The following is a 17162-nucleotide window of genomic DNA, read 5'->3' as shown; positions in this document are numbered from 1 at the left end:
AAGGACACAGCACCATGGACCTGAATCTGAAAGACCAGAAAGTCATCGTCACCGCCGGCGCCCAGGGCATCGGCCTGGCCATCACCGCCGCCTTCGTCGAGGCCGGCGCCCACGTCCACATCTGTGACGTCAGCGAAGACTTCCTCGCCAGCGCCCGCAGCCAGTTCGCCGGCGCCCCCGTGAGCTACAGCCTGACCGACGTCACCAGCGAGAGCCAGGTCGATGCCATGTTCGCCGACCTCAGCCAGCGCTGGGGTGGCGTACTGGATGTACTGGTCAACAACGCCGGCATCGCCGGCCCCACCCTGCCGGTGGAAGACGTCGAATTGTCCGGCTGGGACCAGACCATCGCCGTCAACCTCACCGGCCCCTTCCTCTGCACCCGGCGCGCCGTGCCGATGCTGAAGAAGAACGGCGGCGGCTCCATCGTCAACATCTCCTCCGTCGCCGGCCGCCTGGGCTTTGCCCTGCGCACGCCGTACTCGGCCTCCAAGTACGGCGTCATCGGCCTGACCGAAACCTGGGCCATCGAACTGGGGCCGTCCAACATCCGCGTCAATGCCGTGCTGCCGGGCGTGGTCGAAGGTGCCCGCCAGGAGCGCATCGTCGCCGCCAAGGCAGAGGCCTATGGCATCGACCATGAAGAAATGCGCCAACGCCTGCTCTCCAAGGTCTCGCTGCGCAAGATGGTCACGGCGCAAGACATTGCCAACCAGATCCTCTTCATCTGCTCCCCGGCCGGCGCCTCCATCAGCGGACGCAGCCTGTCGGTATGCGGCAATGTCGAAGTATTGAGCTAAGGAGCCGTCATGAGTGAAAAGATCGCTGTCATCGGCGCCGGCCTGATCGGCCGCGCCTGGGCCATCGTCTTCGCCCGCGCCGGCTACCGGGTGGACCTGTGGGACGCCGTCCCGCAAGCCCTGCAGGGTTGCCGGCAACTGCTGCAGGACAACCTGGCCGACCTCGCCAGCCATGGCCTGATCGACGAAACACCGCAGACCGTGCTGGCCCGCATCCACACGGCAGACAGCCTCGCCGCCGCCCTGCAGGACGCCATCCTGGTCCAGGAAAACGTCAAGGAAACGGTAGACGTCAAACGCGCCATCTTCGCCGAGATGGACAGCCTGGCCGCCCCGCGGACCATCCTCACCAGCTCCACCTCGTGGATCCCCACCTCCGCCTTCTCGGAGCACCTGCCCGGACGCGACCGCATCCTGGTCGCCCACCCCGTCAACCCGCCCTACCTGGTCCCCCTGGTCGAACTCGCCCCGGCCCCCTGGACCTCTGCCGCCACGGTCGAACGCGCCCGCGACATCTACACCCGCGCCGGCCAATCCCCGGTGGTCCTGAACAAGGAAATCACCGGCTTCCTGCTCAACCGCATCCAGGGCGCGGTACTGAACGAAGCCCTCAACCTCTACGAAAACGGCTACGCCTCCGCCGCCGATCTCGACAAGGTCTTGAAGGACGGCCTAGGCCTGCGCTGGTCCTTCATGGGCCCATTCGAAACCATCGACCTGAACGCCCCCGAAGGCGTACTAGACTATGCCCGCCGCTACGGCCACACCTACCGCGACGTAGCGAAGACACAAGCTCCCAATGAATGGAACAGCGAGACCCTGGAACGCATTGAAGCAGAGCGACGCACCGCCCTACCCACAGACCAGCTAGGCGAGCGCGCCCGCTGGCGCGACAACAGACTGATGGGATTGATTGCGCACAAGCGCAAGCAAAAATAGCAAACAAAGAAGCGAACAAAGAAGCAAAGCCGAAGCAGGCAAGAGCACCACGAAGCCGAAGGCGAGCCCCCTGCGAGGCCGAAGGCGAGCCGGACACGCTTTCCCCCTTGGGAGCCAGCCGCCGGAGTGAAGCGGCAAGTGGATCAGAAAAATAGTGGGAGCGAAGCGACTCTATTTTTCCCACTTGCTGCTTCGCTCCGGCGGGCACCCTCCGCAGGAGGGCTGGCTCTTGGGGGCCGTTTTCTTTGCTTACTTTCTTTGGCGGGCCAAAGAAAGTGAGCGGCTGCCGGGCCGCCCCCGGCGCTCCCCTGCGACCGGAGAGAGAAAAGCATTAAGCTAGAGCGAAAATAGTCAGCAAGACAAGACTACCCAAGAAACAAAACAAAACACAACAACACAAAGCAAGACAGCAAAGCACCCCAAAAGCACAACCAACATCAAAGGAGCACACACCATGGCCAAGCCCAAGAAAGTCATCATCACCTGCGCAGTCACAGGCGCCATCCACACCCCCTCGATGTCCCCCCACCTGCCCATCACCCCCGAGCAGATCAGGGACGAAGCATTAGCCGCCGCCGAAGCCGGCGCCGCCATCGTCCACCTCCACGCCCGCGACCCACACAACGGCAAACCCACCCAGGACCCCGACGAATTCCGCAAATTCCTCCCCCAGATCAAAGCCCGCTCCAACGTCGTCATCAACCTCACCACCGGCGGCGCCCCCACCATGGGCGTAGAAGAACGCCTGCAACCCGCACTGCAGCTCAAACCCGAAGTCGCCTCCCTCAACATGGGCTCCATGAACTTCGGCCTGTACGAAATGCTGAACCGCTTCAAGGACTTCAAATACGACTGGGAACGCCCCTACCTCGAAGGCTCCGACGACCGCATCTTCCGCAACACCTTCAAGGACATCGCCTACATCCTCGAATCCTGCAGCGCCAACCAGACCCGCTTCGAAATCGAGTGCTACGACATCGGCCACCTCTACACCGCCGCCCACTTCATCGACCGTGGCCTGATCAAGCCCCCCTTCCTGATCCAGTCCGTCTTCGGCCTGCGCGGCGGCATCGGCAACGACGTCGAAGACGTGATGCACATGAAACGCACCGCCGACCGCCTCTTCGGCGAGGACTACTACTGGTCCGTACTGGGCGCCGGCCGCGGACAGATCCCGATCGCCACCATGTCGGCGGCCATGGGCGGCCACACCCGCGTGGGTCTCGAAGACTCGCTCTGGGACGGCCCCGGCAACCTGGCCAAGAGCAATGCCGACCAGGTCCGCCGCATCCGCACGGTCATCGAAGCGCTTTCGCTGGAAGTGGCCAGCCCCGACGACGCCCGCGCCATGCTGAAACTCAAGGGCGGCCAGAACGTCGGCTTCTGAGCGCCACCACCCGCAGCGGGCAGGCCTTGGCGTTTCGTCATTGACGCCATGCCAAGGCCCCCGCCGGTCGAGTGCTTGCCCTGTCGATGCGCTACAATCCCGCATCCCTCGGCCAGTGGCCAGCACTCGAAATATTGCAATGAAACAATACCAAGACCTCATCCAGGACGTGCTCGAGAACGGCTCCTGGCAAGACAACCGCACCGGCATCCGCACCCTCAGCATCCCCGGCGCAATGATGCGCTTCGACCTGCAGAAGGGCTTCCCGGCGGTGACCACCAAGCGCCTGGCCTTCAAGTCGGTAGTGGGCGAACTGTGCGGCTTCCTGCGCGCCACGCGCAGCGCCGCCGACTTCCGCGCCCTGGGCTGCAAGGTCTGGGACCAGAACGCCAATGAAAACGCCGATTGGCTGGCCAATCCCTTCCGTACCGGCACCGACGACCTGGGACCGGTGTATGGCGTGCAATGGCGCCAGTGGCCGGCCTACAAGTTGATCGACGCCGCGCACAGTGCGCAGATCGACGCCGCCCGCGGCAAGGGCTTCAGCATCGTCTCCACCCTGCAGGATGACGGCGTGGACAAGGTGCTGCTGTACAAGGCGGTGGACCAGTTGCGCGACTGCCTGGACACCATCGTCAAGAATCCCGGCAGCCGCCGCATCCTGTTCCATGGCTGGAATTGCGCGGTGCTCGACGAGATCGCCCTGCCCGCCTGCCACCTGCTGTACCAGTTCCTGCCCAACCAGAACACCGGGGAAATCTCGCTCTGCCTGTACGTGCGCAGCAACGACATCGGCCTGGGCACGCCCTTCAACCTGGCCGAAGCGGCGGCACTGCTGCATCTGGTAGCGCGCCTGACCGGCTACAAGCCGCGCTGGTTCAGCTACTTCGTGGGCGATGCCCACATCTACGAAAACCATATCGAGATGGTCAAGGAACAGTTGACCCGCGAGCCCTACCCGCTGCCGCAACTGCTCATTTCCGACCGCGTACCGGACTTCGCCAAGACTGGCGAGTACGCACCGCAATGGCTGGAGCAGATCGAGCCCTCCGACTTCTCGCTGGAAAACTACCAGCACCACGCCCCCCTGACCGCCCCCATGGCGGTCTGAACCACCTGCGCATGCCGCCACCGGCAGTGCGCCGGTCGGTGCGCGCTTCGGGAGAGACGCATGCCTACCCCCCTGCTGCAACGACTGGGCCTGGCCCATCCCATCATCCAGGCGCCGATGGCCGGCAGCTCCACCGTGACCATGGCCGCCGCCGCCTCCAATGCCGGTGCCCTGGGTTCGCTGGCGCTGGGCGCCTCCAGCGTGGCACAGGCCCGCGAGGCGCTGGCACAGTTGCAGGCGCTCACGGCCAAGCCCTTCAACGTCAATGTCTTTTGCCATCAACCGGCGCACCTAGATGCGACCCGGGATGCGGCCTGGCTGCAGCACCTGCAAGGCCATCTGGATGAATTCGGCGGCAGCATCACGCTGCCCTTGAAGGAGATCTACCAGAGTTTCAAGGTCGATACCGGGATGCAGCAACTGATGCTGGAACAGCCGCCCAAGGTGGTCAGTTTCCACTTCGGCCTGCCATCGGCTGCGGTGATCCAGTCCCTCAAGCAGGCCGGCGTATTCCTGATGGCCAGCGCCACCTGCCTGGACGAGGCACGCCAGATCGAAGCCGCCGGGATCGATGCCATCGTGGCACAAGGCATCGAGGCCGGTGGCCATCGCGGCATCTTCGACCAGGACAAGGATGAGGAGATCGGGACCTTCGCCCTGGTGCGTCTGCTGGCGCAGCAAAGCCGCCTGCCGGTGATTGCGGCCGGCGGCATCATGGATGGCAAGGGCATCGCCGCCGCCCTGCAACTGGGCGCGCAGGCGGTGCAGATGGGAACCGCCTTCCTGCTCACCCGCGAGTCCGGTGCCAATGCCGCCTATCGGGCCCTGCTCAAGAGCGAGCGCGCCCGGCACACGCGCGTGACAGCCGCCATTTCAGGCCGCCGTGCACGCGGCATCGTCAATCGCTTCATGCAGGAAATCGATACCCCCACCGCGCCGCCGATTCCGGCCTATCCGGCCGCCTATGACGCCGGCAAGCAGCTCAATGCGATGGCGGTGGCCAGGGATGTCCACGAATTCGGGGCCCACTGGGCCGGGCAAGGTGCGGCACTGATCCGCGACGGGCTGACCGTGGCCGAACTGGTGCAGGTGCTGGTGAAGGAGTGGCAGGCCACGGCCTGACCACCGCCGTTCAGGATACGGTGGCGGTGGCAGTGCCGGTATCCCCCGGTACCTGCTTGTCCTGCCAGCCGCCGCCCAGGGCCTTGTACAGCGAGACAGTCGCCTGCAGCCGCTGCAGCTTGATCTGACCCAACTGGTTCTGGGCTTCGGAGAGGGTGCGCTGGGTGTCGAGCACCACCAGCAGGTCTTCGGCACCGGCACGATAACGAATCTCGGCCAGCTCGAAGGCGAAGCGCGCCTGCTCCACTTCTCCCACCTTCAGGCGGTACCGTTCTTCCAGGCTGCGGATCGCGCCCAGGGCCTTCTCCACCTCGGACAGCGAGGTGATCACCCGCTGCCGATAGACCTGCACCAGCTCTTCCTTCTGGGCCTCAGCCAGGGCACGCTGGTTGCGCAGATTGCCGCCATCGAAGATGGGCGCGATCAGGCCGGCGCCGAGGTTGGCGAACAGGTTGGGACCATCGAACAAGGACAGCAACGCATTGCTCTGCGCGCCGGTGGAGCCGGTCAGCGTGATACTGGGGAACAGCGAGGCCCGGGCCACGGCGACGTTGGCATTGGCGGCAGCCAGATTGGCTTCGGCACGGCGGATGTCGGGCCGGCGGGTCAGCAGTTCGGAGGGCAGGCCGGCCGAGATGCGCGGCATCTGGATCGCGCCCAGGCCTTTTTCCTCGACCTTGAAATTCTGCGGCGGGCGACCCAGCAGGATGGCCAACGCCGTCTGCGCGTCCTGCTCCTGCTGCTGCAGGTCGGGGATCAGCTGGCGCTGGTTGGCCAGGGCCGAACGCTGGCGCGCCAGGTCCAGCGGCGAGGCCGAGCCGGCGCGGCTTTGCGCCTCCACCAGGCGCAGCACGCGTTCGGCATTGTTGACGTTCTGGCGTGCGATCCCCAGGCGGTCGCGCAGTGACAGCACCTGCAGATAGGTGGAGACAATGCCGCTGGTGACGGTCAGGGCCACCGTTTCGCGGTCGTAGCGATTGGCGCGCAGGGTGGCTTCGGCGGCTTCGACCCCGGCGCGGTTCTTGCCCCAGAAATCGATTTCGTAGCTGATCTGCAGGCTGGCATTGGCGGCGTTGGAGGGAGTACCCCCGGAGATCGGCATTTCGCGGCTGGCGCCAGCATTCAGGCCCACATTGGGCAACAGCGGTGCCCCGGCAATGCGGGCCTGGGCCTCGGCCTGCTTGATGCGGGAGAAGGCCGCGGCGATTTCGTAGTTGTTGCGCTGGCCCTCCTGCACCAGCTCGGACAACTCACCGCTGCCGAACTGCTTCCACCAGTCGGTATCGGGCCACAACTGTTCGGCATGGGCCACGTCGGCGGAGGCGCCGCCGCCCCACTTGTCGGGCACCTGCATTTCGAGAATGGGATCGGTCTGCACCTGGGGCGTAACGCAGGCGCCCAGGGAGAGTGCCAGCGAGACGGCCAGCGCCAGCCGCACCAGGCGGGGCAGCAGATCGGAAACAGGCGGAGTCGGGCTAGGCAATCTCATGGGTCGTGTGCATCGAAACAGGAAAACAAGGCCGCCCTCCCCGGCGCGACCTCCACGGTACAACATGCCTGGCGGCTAGCGTGCCGCTGCGGTCGCGGCAGCCGCAGGGGCCGGCGGATTGGCCGGCAACAGCACCTGCTCGCCTTCCTTCAGGCCCGACAGCACCTGGGCGCGCTCGCCATCGCGGATGCCGATCTTGATCTTGCGGCTTTCCAGCTTGCCATCCTGCAGCACCACTTTCACCGTCTGGGTGCCATCCATGCCGGGCTTGGTCACCAGCGTACGCGGGATGGTGGGCACATGTTCAGCCCGGGCCAGCACGAAATAGACATCGGCACTCATGCCGCTCATCAGCTCGCGACTGGGATTGGCCACATCGAAGAGTACCGTATAGAAAGCCTTCTTGCCCTGCCGCCCGGAGTCGTCGGTGGGCAGCAGCATGATCTGGCGCAGCTTGCCGCTCCAGCGCTTGCCGGGATAGCCGGGTGTGGTGAAGTAGGCGGTCATGCCCTTTTGCAGGCGGGTGACGTCTTCTTCCGACACCGGTACCTGAACCGTCATGCGCGACAGGTCGGCAATGCGCATCAGGGCTTCCTGGTTGGCACCTACCATCTGGCCGGCGCGTGCATTGAGCGTCACGATGGTGCCGCTGACGGGTGCTTCGATGCGGGTCTGCTTCTGCACCGCTTCATCCTCCCGGATGGAAGCCTCGGTCTGCTGGATCTGGGCGTTGGTGGCATCCACCCGTGCCGCCGCCGCATACATGTTCATGCGGCTGGACTCATAGGATTCCTCGCGGGTGGCGTTCTCGGCCTTGAGCTGGGTCTGGCGCTGGAACTGCAATTGGGCGAAGTCGAGCTGGGCATTCTGTCCGGCCAGCTCGGCCTTGAGTCGCGCCAGCGTGGCGCGGTTGTTCTCGATGCGGCTGCTCTGCACGGCGGGAGCCACCGTGGCCAGCAGGCGACCGGCCTTGACGGCTTCACCAATGACCACGTCGACGTCCGACAGCTGGCCAGCCACCTTGGAGCCTACATCCACGTAATCCTGCGCCACCACATTGCCGGTGGCATTGACCACCTGTTCCAGGTCGGCCCGTTCAACGGTGACCGTCTCCAGCTTGACCGGGATCGGCTTGGGCGGCGCCGGTGGCGGCTGCTGCCGCGAATACAGCCAGTAACCGCCACCCAGCAGCAGCACCAGCGCGACCCCGCTCCACCACGCCTTCTGTCGGGCAGGGATGTGGGAAGTCGGGATGGCGTGCGGAAGTTGGTCTTGCGGCTCGGTCATGGTCGCTCGTGGCAAACGCTGAAGATGATCTCAGAAAATGATGACGGCCGAATTTCATCGGCCGTCCCGGTGCTGCCCGCCCCCTCAGGCGGCCAGCGCCATCGGTACCTGCTGCGCCATAGCGCGGCGCCAGTCCGAATGGACTTCCGGCACGCCGCTCCAGACCGCCTGGTGCAGTTGCGACAGCAGGCCTGGTTCTTCCAGGATGCTGTTCTTCTGCTTGTCGTTCAGTGCGTCCGGTCCGTCCTTCAGGGCACTGCGCACCAGCTTCTCGCGCAGATGTTGCGTGAGTTGCGGCACCTGCGGATGGGCATGCGCGGTGGCGCAGACCAGGGCATTGAAGGACGGGTCGACCACGGCCTCGACGAAGCCCGGTAGCGCAGGTGTTTCCTGGTGATGACGGACGGTCTCGCGCAATTCGAACGGCGGCGAGGTCTCTTCCGGAATCTTGAACAAACCGGCGCGACGGAAACCACGGCCAAAGGTGACCCGCGAGGACAGCACCGACACCGGCACCGAAACCGCCAGCGAGCCCGCAATCGGGATCAGCCACCAGATGAAGGAGGGGTTGAGCCAGTACACCAGTGCGCCCCAGGCCACGCCCAGCAGCGAATGCCAGCCATGGCGACGCAGCGCCTCGCCCCAACCGGTTTCATTGTCGGCTCGCGGGGGCGACTTCCAGCCCGCGTTCCAGCCCAGGAAAGCGCCCATGACGAAGCGGGTGTGGAACAGCATGCGCACCGGCGCCAGCGCCATCGAGAACAGTAGTTCGATCACCATGCTCAGGAACAGGGCCAGCGCGCCGCCGAAGCCACGCGCGCCCTTCACCGCGAACAGCAATACCGCCAGGATCTTGGGCAGGAACAGGATGGTGGCGGTGGCCGAGACCAGCGCCAGGGCCTTTTCCGGATGCCATTCGGGCCAGATCGGGAACAGCTGGCGCGGCGCCGTGAAGTATTGCGGATCGATCAGCGTGTGCGCGGCCAGCAATACCGTGGACAGGATCAGGAACAGCCCCCACAGCGGCGCCGAAACATAGGCCATCACGCCGGTGACGAACACGGCACGGTGTACCACATGCATGCCACGCGCCAGGAACAGGCGGAAGTTCATCAGGTTGCCCTGGCACCAGCGACGGTCACGGCTCAGTTCGTCGAGCAGGTTGGGCGGCATTTCCTCGTAGCTGCCGTCGAGGTCGTAGGCGATCCACACCGACCAGCCGGCGCGCCGCATCAGTGAGGCCTCGACGAAGTCGTGCGACATGATCGGCCCGGACAGGTTACCCTTGCCCGGCAGCGGCGCCAGCGCGCAGTACTTCATGAAGGGCTGCAGACGGATGATGGCGTTGTGGCCCCAGAAGTGCGATTCGCCCAGTTGCCAGTAATGCAGGCCGGCAGTGAACAGCGGACCATAGACGCGGGTCGAGAACTGCTGGATGCGGGCATACAGGGTGTCGCGTCCGGCCGCGCGCGGCGCGGTCTGGATGATGCCGGCGCCAGGATGGGCTTCCATCAGGCGGGTCAGCTTGGTCAGGCATTCGCCGGTCATGACGCTGTCGGCGTCCAGCACCACCATGTAGCGGTAATCGGCGCCCCAGCGACGGCAGAAGTCATCCAGGTTGCCGCTCTTGCGCTTGACGCGGCGGCGCCGGTGGCGATAGAAGATGCGCCCGAAACCACCGGTCTCGCGGCACAGGCGATTCCACGCAGCGGTTTCGGCCGCGCAGATGTCGGCTTCGCCGCTGTCGGAGAGGATGAAGAAATCGAAATGCGCGATCTGGCCAGTGCGCTCCAGCGACTCGTAGGTCGCCCGCAGGCCGGCAAAGACGCGTGCCACATCCTCGTTGCAGATGGGCATGACGATGGCGGTGCGCGCTTCTTTCGCAATCTCGGTGTTGCCGGCCTTCTCGTGCGAGATCAGGTATTTGTCGTCTCCGCGCATGAGCACCAGGAAGCCGGTCATGGCCGTCCAGAAGCCGGCCGATACCCACAGGAACAACAGACCGAACAGGAACAGCACCACCATCTCCAGCGGCTTGGTACCGTGGTAGGGCAGCACGTCGCTCATGAAATAGGTGGCCATCGAGGTCTGCAGCACCATCAGCACCAGCAGCGTGATGCGGCGTACGTTGCCGGTGTGCTGCCAGTGGCCCTTGGGATCGGGTGCCTCGGATTGGTCCAGATGATCTTCGATGTAACGCGGTTCGTCATCCACCGCTGCCGGCACCGGCTCGGCCACCTTGGCGCGGCCCTTGCGGGCGCGACGCCAGCGGCTGGGGCGACGCTCCAGCCGGCGGTTTTCTTCCTCCACCCAGCGCGAAAACGGATTGAGCTCACCCCAGGGACGCGGCACCATGGACCTGCGGTGCATGGGCGGTCCGACCGGAATGCGCGGCTGGCCGCGCGCCTCGTCGATGGGCGGCACAGCGCCGCCGACGTGGGTATCGTCAGTGGTATCGGTCTGCGGATACATCAGGCGCAAGCGTGCATCCACCGATGCCTGTGCAGCGGCTGCAACAAGTTGCACATCGCGCCCGGAAGCCTCGGCCAGCACGCGGTGCAGGTCAGCCACCGGATCACCGGAGCCGATCGCACCCGCCCGCGCCGCCAGGTCGTGGCGTTGTTCAGGCGACAGCGGCAGGCGCGCGAGGTAATCCTCGAGCGCCTGCGAGGCTGCCGAAGTCTGCCTTAGTTGGGGGGTAATATGTAGCTCCACGTTTCAGACAAGGTTGTGCCGCCATTGGCATTGCGCAGGAAACCGCGCAGCTCGACGGGCTTGTTTTCTTCCAGCCGGCGCAGCTTGACTTCCACGCGCCAGCCGCCGGTCATTTCATTCTTGCGGGTCGTCACGCTGGCCAGCTTGCCGTTGGCATCGGCCTCGATCACGCCTTCCACGCGGGCATTGGCCGGCAGCTTCTTGAGACTGCCACCATCGAAATCGATGGCCAGTTGCTGTACCTCGTCGGCCTTGGCTTCCTGCTTGGGCCGATAACCGTGACCGAACAGGGTCTGCGTGACATAGGCCAGCGGCGGACGCTTTTCATTGTCCTTCTGCCAGGACAGGCGGTATTCCACATTGAACGGCTGGCCCGGCTTGGGCAGCGTGTTGGGAATCCAATAGGCCACGATGTTGTCGTTGGTCTCGTCAGGCGTGGGAATCTGCACCAGTTCCACCCGGCCCGAACCCCACTTGCCCTTGGGCTCGACCCAGGCGCTGGGGCGGGCCTGGTAGTTGTAGTCCAGGTCTTCGTAGTGCGAGAAGCTGCGATCACGCTGCATCAGACCAAAGCCCAGCGGATTGTCGAAGGAGAAGGACGTCACCAGCAGCCGCTTGGGGTTCACCAGCGGACGCCACAACCATTCACCGGTGCCGGACTGCATCGACAGGCCGTCCGAGTCATGCACTTCCGGACGGAAGTCGTCGGACGGGCCAGGCTGGTTCTCGCCGAACAGGAACATGCTGGTCAGCGGGGCAATGCCCAGCTTGGTGACGTTGCTGCGCAGGTAGAGCTGGGCCTTGACGTCCATCACGGTATCGACGCCCGGCTTGAGCACGAAGCGGTAGGCACCGGTGGCGCGGGGCGAATCGAGCAACGCATAGATCACCAGTTCCTTGGCGTCGCCCGAGGGACGTTCCAGCCAGAACTCGGTGAAGCGCGGGAATTCCTCCCCCGAATAGAGTGCCGTATCGATCGCCAGGCCACGCGCCGACAGGCCATAGCTCTGGCCGCGGCCCATGGCGCGGAAGTAGCTGGCGCCGTGGAAGGTCAGCACGTCATCCTTGACCTTGGGCGAATTCAGCGGGAAGCGGATGCGGAAACCGGCAAAGCCGATATTGCGCAGGGTACGTGGATCGACGCCGCGGCTGGCGTTGTAGTCGAACAAGGCCGGATTGAAATGGATCTCGCGCACGGCGTCGCCGACCACTTCATTGACCTTGACCGGTTCGGTATAGCTGGCGCCGAGGTGGATGAAGGACAGCTCGAAAGGCAGCTTCTGGGCACGCCACCATGACTTGTCGTCGCGGAAGTAGATCTGGCTGGCCTGCTCGTAGCTCAGGTCCTTGAGCGACTTGGGCAGGTCATCGGCGGGTTTCTTGTAGGACTTGCCGGCCAGCGCCTTGGCGCGTGCGGCAACGGTATTGAAATCGAAGGCCAGGGCGGCTTGCGGCAAGGCCAGCGCCAGCAGACCGGCGAGGGTTGCGGGCGCGGCCAGACGGCGCCACCAGGTCGATCGTGCGGTGCTGGTCGGGGACGATGGTCCCGCGCCAGGCCCGGAGGTGGTGTGAAGCAGCATTATTGTTTTGTCTGACATGCAATTTTCTGGTTAAGAGCCCCGGCTGACGCTCTGGGCTGCGCCGAACTGGAAAGCAGGCGCTAGTTTACCCAAATGTGGCGGGGATTGTTCGCAAGTTCGCAGGGCGATGGCATGGTTCCGGCATTTCCGGGCAATGCCAGCGATGTTGCCGGAATGAAATACCGCTACTGGCAGACAGGCCGCTGACGAGGCCTTGCGGCTGCCGGTGTCAGGTATAAGGGCAGGTGCAGGTGCAGAAAGTTCCGTGCCGCAGCATGGCTGCTGTAACATTATGCGTCTGAAGAAATCGTCACCGGCCCATGGCCCGCCCGCTGCGACCGATTCAGGGCCACCCAGGCCAATCAGACCAGTCCAGACTGATTTGAGCGGCCCCGACCACCTTCCACTCCATTCAGGCAAGAACGCATCCGCATGACCACACCTTCCGGCCAGCTCACCATCGTCGTCGCCACCGACCTCAACAACGGCATCGGCATCAACAACACCCTGCCCTGGCGCCTGCCGGAAGACCTGGCCCACTTCAAGCGCACCACCTCGGGGCATGCCATCCTGATGGGCCGCAAGACCTTCGAATCGATCGGTCGGCCGCTGCCCAATCGTCGCAACATCGTCATCACCCGCAATGCCGACTGGCAACACGCCGGGGTGGAAACGGCGGCCTCGCTGCAGGAGGCTGCCGCCCTGGCCGGGGACGCACCGGCCTTCATCATCGGTGGTGCCCAGGTCTATGCCGAAGCATTGCCGCTGGTGGACCGCCTCATCATCACCCGCATCGCCGCCAGCTTCGACTGCGACGCCTTCTTCCCGGCCATCGACGAGCAGCGCTGGCAGGAGACGGCGCGGGAGGAACACCACTCCGAAACTTCCGGATTGGACTACGCTTTTGTGACGTACCAAAGACGTTGAAACGGGTCTGGACAGCGGCTGTTGTTTTTTCCCGTTTTTGCTTAAACTGCGCACCTCTTTAGCGCATATCTGCGACAATCCCGCTTTCATTTTTTCCGGCGCGCAAGCACTGCCAGCCCAGGCGCTCTTCTTTTCACCCCTGCGCGCGTCCGCCGACACGGCGCCCCACGCGCGCGAAGCCTGGAGAATTCCATGAAATTCCGATTCCCCATCGTCATCATTGACGAAGACTTCCGCTCCGAAAACACGTCCGGCCTGGGCATCCGCGCCCTGGCCGACGCCATCCAGGAAGAAGGCATGGAAGTGCTGGGCGTGACCAGCTACGGCGACCTGGCCCAGTTCGCACAGCAGCAGTCGCGCGCCTCGGCCTTCATCCTGTCCATCGACGACGAGGAAATGGGTGCCGGCTCCGACGAGGAAACCGACCACGCCCTGAAGGCCCTGCGCGCCTTCGTCAGGGAAATCCGCCACAAGAACGCCGACATCCCCATCTACCTCTACGGTGAGACCCGCACCTCGCGCCACATCCCCAACGATGTGCTGCGCGAACTGCATGGCTTCATCCACATGTTCGAGGACACCCCGGAATTCGTGGCCCGCCACATCATCCGCGAAGCCAAGTCCTACCTCGATGGCCTGGCGCCGCCGTTCTTCCGCGCGCTGGTGGAATACGCCAACGATGGTTCCTACTCCTGGCACTGCCCCGGCCACTCGGGCGGCGTGGCCTTCCTGAAGTCGCCGGTGGGCCAGATGTTCCACCAGTTCTTCGGCGAGAACATGCTGCGCGCCGATGTCTGCAACGCCGTGGAAGAACTGGGCCAGCTGCTGGACCACACCGGCCCGGTCGCCAATTCGGAACGCAATGCCGCGCGCATCTTCAACGCCGACCACTGCTACTTCGTCACCAACGGTACCTCGACCTCCAACAAGATGGTCTGGCACTCGACCGTGGCGCCGGGCGACATCGTGGTGGTGGACCGCAACTGCCACAAGTCCATCCTGCACTCGATCATCATGACCGGCGCGATCCCCGTGTTCCTGATGCCTACCCGCAACCACCTCGGCATCATCGGCCCGATCCCGCTGGAAGAGTTCACCCTGGAAAGCATCCAGCGCAAGATCGAAGCCAACCCCTTTGCCCGCGAAGCCAAGAACAAGAAGCCGCGCATCCTGACCATCACGCAATCGACCTACGACGGCGTGGTCTACAACGTCGAAACCCTGCGCGAAATGCTCGACGGGGAAATCGACACCCTGCACTTCGACGAAGCCTGGCTGCCGCACGCCACCTTCCACGACTTCTACAAGGACATGCACGCCATCGGCAAGGATCGTCCGCGCGCCAAGAAGTCGATGATCTTCGCCACCCAGTCGACGCACAAGTTGCTGGCCGGCCTGTCGCAAGCCTCGCAGGTGCTGGTGCGCGAATCGGAAACCGTGAAGCTGGACGAGGATGCCTTCAACGAAGCCTTCCTGATGCATACCTCGACCTCGCCGCAGTACTCGATCATCGCCTCCTGCGACGTCGCCGCGGCCATGATGGAAGCCCCCGGCGGTACCTCCCTGGTGGAAGAAAGCATCCTCGAGGCGCTGGACTTCCGCCGCGCCATGAAGAAGATCGACCAGGAATTCGACAATGACTGGTGGTTCCAGGTCTGGGGTCCGGACAAGTTTGCCGAGGACGGCATCGGCGAGCGCGAAGACTGGGTCATCAAGGCAGAAGACACCTGGCACGGCTTCGGCAACCTGGCGCCGGGCTTCAACATGCTCGACCCGATCAAGGCCACCATCGTCAACCCGGGCCTGGCGCTGGACGGCCAGTTCGGCGAAACCGGCATCCCGGCCTCGATCGTGACCAAGTACCTGGCCGAGCACGGCGTGATCGTGGAAAAGTGCGGCCTGTACTCCTTCTTCATCATGTTCACCATCGGCATCACCAAGGGCCGCTGGAACACGCTGGTGACCGCCCTGCAGCAGTTCAAGGACGACTACGACAAGAACGCCCCGATCTGGCGCATCCTGCCCGAGTTTGCCCAGCGCAATCCGCGCTACGAGCGTCTGGGCCTGCGCGACTTGTGCCAGCAGATCCACGAGACCTACCGTGCCTACGACGTGGCCCGCCTGACCACCGAGATGTATCTCTCGGACATGCAACCGGCCATGAAGCCCTCGGACGCTTTCTCCAAGATGGCACACCGCGAGATCGAGCGCGTTCCCCTGGACGAACTGGAAGGCCGCGTCACCTCCATCCTGCTGACCCCGTATCCTCCGGGCATTCCGCTGCTGATCCCGGGCGAAATCTTCAACAAGACCATCGTCGATTACCTGAAGTTCGCCCGCGATTTCAACGAGAAATTCCCCGGCTTCGAAACCGACGTGCACGGTCTAGTCAAGCGCGAAGTCAACGGCCGCCGCGATTACTTCGTGGATTGCGTCAAGCAATAAGCCTCAGCGCTGAACGTAAAAAAACAGCCGATGCCTGCGAAGGCATCGGCTGTTTTCTTTTCGGGATCGACATACCCACTCCCGTTCGGACTGAGTAGCGGCTCTGCCGCGTATCGAAGGCGCAGGGACTCCGCGCCAGCCGCGCCGTCAGAAAGTGCCGAGATAGAAGAACCCCGCCAGCGCCCCGCCAAACAATAACCACAACGGATGGATCTTGGTCTTGAGCGCGATGATGGCGGTGGCCGCCGTGATCGCCGCCAGGAAGCCGTGGGTGATCGAAGCCTGGGCGATCAGCAACGCCGACGCCGCCACCAATCCACCGGTTACCGGGAGCAGCCCGGCCTGCACGTGACGTCGCCAGGGCTTGTCCTTGAACCTTTCCCACACGTGAAGCATGATGATGGTGATGATGGACGACGGCCCGAACTTGGCCAGGCTGGTCACCAGCATCCCCCAGAAGCCGGCCACATGCCAGCCCACCAGGGTCACCACCATCAGATTGGGACCGGGTGCGGCCTGGCCCAGGGCAAACAGGGCACTGAAATCCTCGGCCGTCATCCAGTGATGCACCTCCACCACCTGACGCTGCATTTCCGGCAGGATGGTATTGCCGCCACCGAAGGCCAGCACCGACAACTGCGTGAAGATGATGGCCAATGCGATCAGGGTCTGGCTCATTGCGCGCCCTCCTTCTTGACGGTGTCCTTGCCGCTATCCTTGGCAGCAGCGACCTGCGGCCTGGCGGCAAAACGCTCGCCGTAGCGGGTGGTCAGGATCACGCTGATCGGCGTCATCACCAGCATCACCCACAGCAGCGGAATGCGCAGCAAGGCGATGGCCACGAAGCAGACGATCGCCACCCCGGCCAGCACCAGGTTCTTGCGCAGCGGCAGCGCGATCTTCACCGCCATCTGGATCAGCAGCCCGGCGGCGGCTGCCGCCAGCCCTGCGAACAGGTGCTTGACGTTGGGATCATGCTGGAAGTGCTGGTAGATCATGCCCAGCAGGATCACCACCATGGAGGGCACCGCGATGAGCCCCGTGATCCCCGCCAACGCCCCCTTCCAGCCGCGGAACTTCATGCCCAGCGCCACCGACAGGTTGATGATGTTGCCCCCCGGCAGGAACTGGCACAGCCCCAGCAGTTCCACGAATTCAGGCTCGGTCAGCCAGCGCCGCCGTTCCACGATCATGCGATGCGCCAGCGGCAGCGCCCCGCCGAAGGCGGTCATGCCCAGGCCGAGGAAGCCCAGGAACAGTTCTCTGGTGGTGGGGACAGGCCGCGCTTGGGCCAGGGGGTCGGGAGTGCTCATCGTCGTCTCATGCTGGCGCGGCGTGATTGCCGCATGAGTGAAAGGCT

Annotated in this window: 13 protein-coding genes; 7 read left to right on the top strand and 6 right to left on the bottom strand. The window is 64.3% G+C overall.

The window, feature by feature from the left end; all coding sequences use genetic code 11:
- Window positions 1–14 precede the first annotated feature (14 nt).
- The 5 genes from I5R65_RS17065 to I5R65_RS17045 all read left to right on the top strand — a co-directional run bounded on the left by I5R65_RS17065 (window position 15) and on the right by I5R65_RS17045 (window position 5359).
- On the top strand, window positions 15–800 hold the full coding sequence (locus I5R65_RS17065; RefSeq protein WP_180669029.1) for an SDR family oxidoreductase: 786 nt from the start codon (window positions 15–17) through the stop codon (window positions 798–800).
- A 9-nt stretch (window positions 801–809) separates the two neighbouring features.
- Complete coding sequence (locus I5R65_RS17060) at window positions 810–1739, top strand: 3-hydroxyacyl-CoA dehydrogenase (RefSeq protein ID WP_180669028.1); 930 nt, start codon at window positions 810–812, stop codon at window positions 1737–1739.
- Window positions 1740–2193: 454 nt separating this feature from the next.
- Window positions 2194–3126, top strand: a complete 933-nt coding sequence (locus tag I5R65_RS17055; RefSeq protein ID WP_180669027.1) for a 3-keto-5-aminohexanoate cleavage protein — start codon at window positions 2194–2196, stop codon at window positions 3124–3126.
- Between the two features lie 139 nt (window positions 3127–3265).
- The gene (locus tag I5R65_RS17050; RefSeq protein ID WP_180669026.1) at window positions 3266–4237 is read left to right on the top strand and encodes a thymidylate synthase; all 972 of its coding nucleotides are present in this window, start codon (window positions 3266–3268) and stop codon (window positions 4235–4237) included.
- A 60-nt stretch (window positions 4238–4297) separates the two neighbouring features.
- Entirely contained in the window at window positions 4298–5359 is a 1062-nt protein-coding gene (locus I5R65_RS17045; protein WP_180669025.1) for a nitronate monooxygenase family protein, read from the top strand.
- A 10-nt stretch (window positions 5360–5369) separates the two neighbouring features.
- Here the strand turns inward: I5R65_RS17045 and I5R65_RS17040 are convergent, their stop codons facing one another.
- The 4 genes from I5R65_RS17040 to I5R65_RS17025 form a co-directional block, all read right to left on the bottom strand.
- Window positions 5370–6848 (bottom strand): efflux transporter outer membrane subunit, encoded by a 1479-nt coding sequence (locus I5R65_RS17040; RefSeq protein WP_231395217.1) that lies wholly within the window; start codon window positions 6846–6848, stop codon window positions 5370–5372.
- Window positions 6849–6923: 75 nt separating this feature from the next.
- A complete protein-coding gene (locus I5R65_RS17035) occupies window positions 6924–8135 on the bottom strand; it encodes an efflux RND transporter periplasmic adaptor subunit (RefSeq protein ID WP_180669024.1) in 1212 nt (403 codons plus the stop codon).
- 84 nt (window positions 8136–8219) lie between these two features.
- A complete protein-coding gene (gene mdoH, locus I5R65_RS17030) occupies window positions 8220–10850 on the bottom strand; it encodes a glucans biosynthesis glucosyltransferase MdoH (RefSeq protein ID WP_180669023.1) in 2631 nt (876 codons plus the stop codon).
- Entirely contained in the window at window positions 10823–12448 is a 1626-nt protein-coding gene (locus I5R65_RS17025; RefSeq protein WP_231395216.1) for a glucan biosynthesis protein G, read from the bottom strand. Before I5R65_RS17025 ends, mdoH begins: the two co-directional genes overlap by 28 nt.
- Before the next feature lie 414 nt (window positions 12449–12862).
- Here I5R65_RS17025 and I5R65_RS17020 point away from each other — a divergent pair, with 414 nt between their 5' ends.
- Complete coding sequence (locus I5R65_RS17020; RefSeq protein ID WP_180669022.1) at window positions 12863–13357, top strand: dihydrofolate reductase; 495 nt, start codon at window positions 12863–12865, stop codon at window positions 13355–13357.
- 192 nt (window positions 13358–13549) lie between these two features.
- Window positions 13550–15802, top strand: coding sequence for an arginine/lysine/ornithine decarboxylase (locus I5R65_RS17015; RefSeq protein ID WP_180669021.1), 2253 nt, complete (start codon window positions 13550–13552; stop codon window positions 15800–15802).
- A gap of 147 nt (window positions 15803–15949) precedes the next feature.
- Here the strand turns inward: I5R65_RS17015 and I5R65_RS17010 are convergent, their stop codons facing one another.
- Window positions 15950–16480, bottom strand: coding sequence for a chromate transporter (locus tag I5R65_RS17010; protein ID WP_006464377.1), 531 nt, complete (start codon window positions 16478–16480; stop codon window positions 15950–15952).
- Window positions 16477–17115: a chromate transporter gene (locus I5R65_RS17005; RefSeq protein WP_180669020.1), complete on the bottom strand. Its 639-nt coding sequence runs from the start codon at window positions 17113–17115 to the stop codon at window positions 16477–16479. Before I5R65_RS17005 ends, I5R65_RS17010 begins: the two co-directional genes overlap by 4 nt.
- Window positions 17116–17162: the final 47 nt, after the last annotated feature.

Origin of the sequence: Herbaspirillum sp. AP02 (assembly GCF_015767275.1) — a bacterium.
In the GTDB taxonomy this organism is placed as follows: domain Bacteria; phylum Pseudomonadota; class Gammaproteobacteria; order Burkholderiales; family Burkholderiaceae_D; genus Herbaspirillum.
Note: the sequence above shows the minus strand (reverse complement) of the source record. Positions and strands in the feature narration are given on the sequence as shown.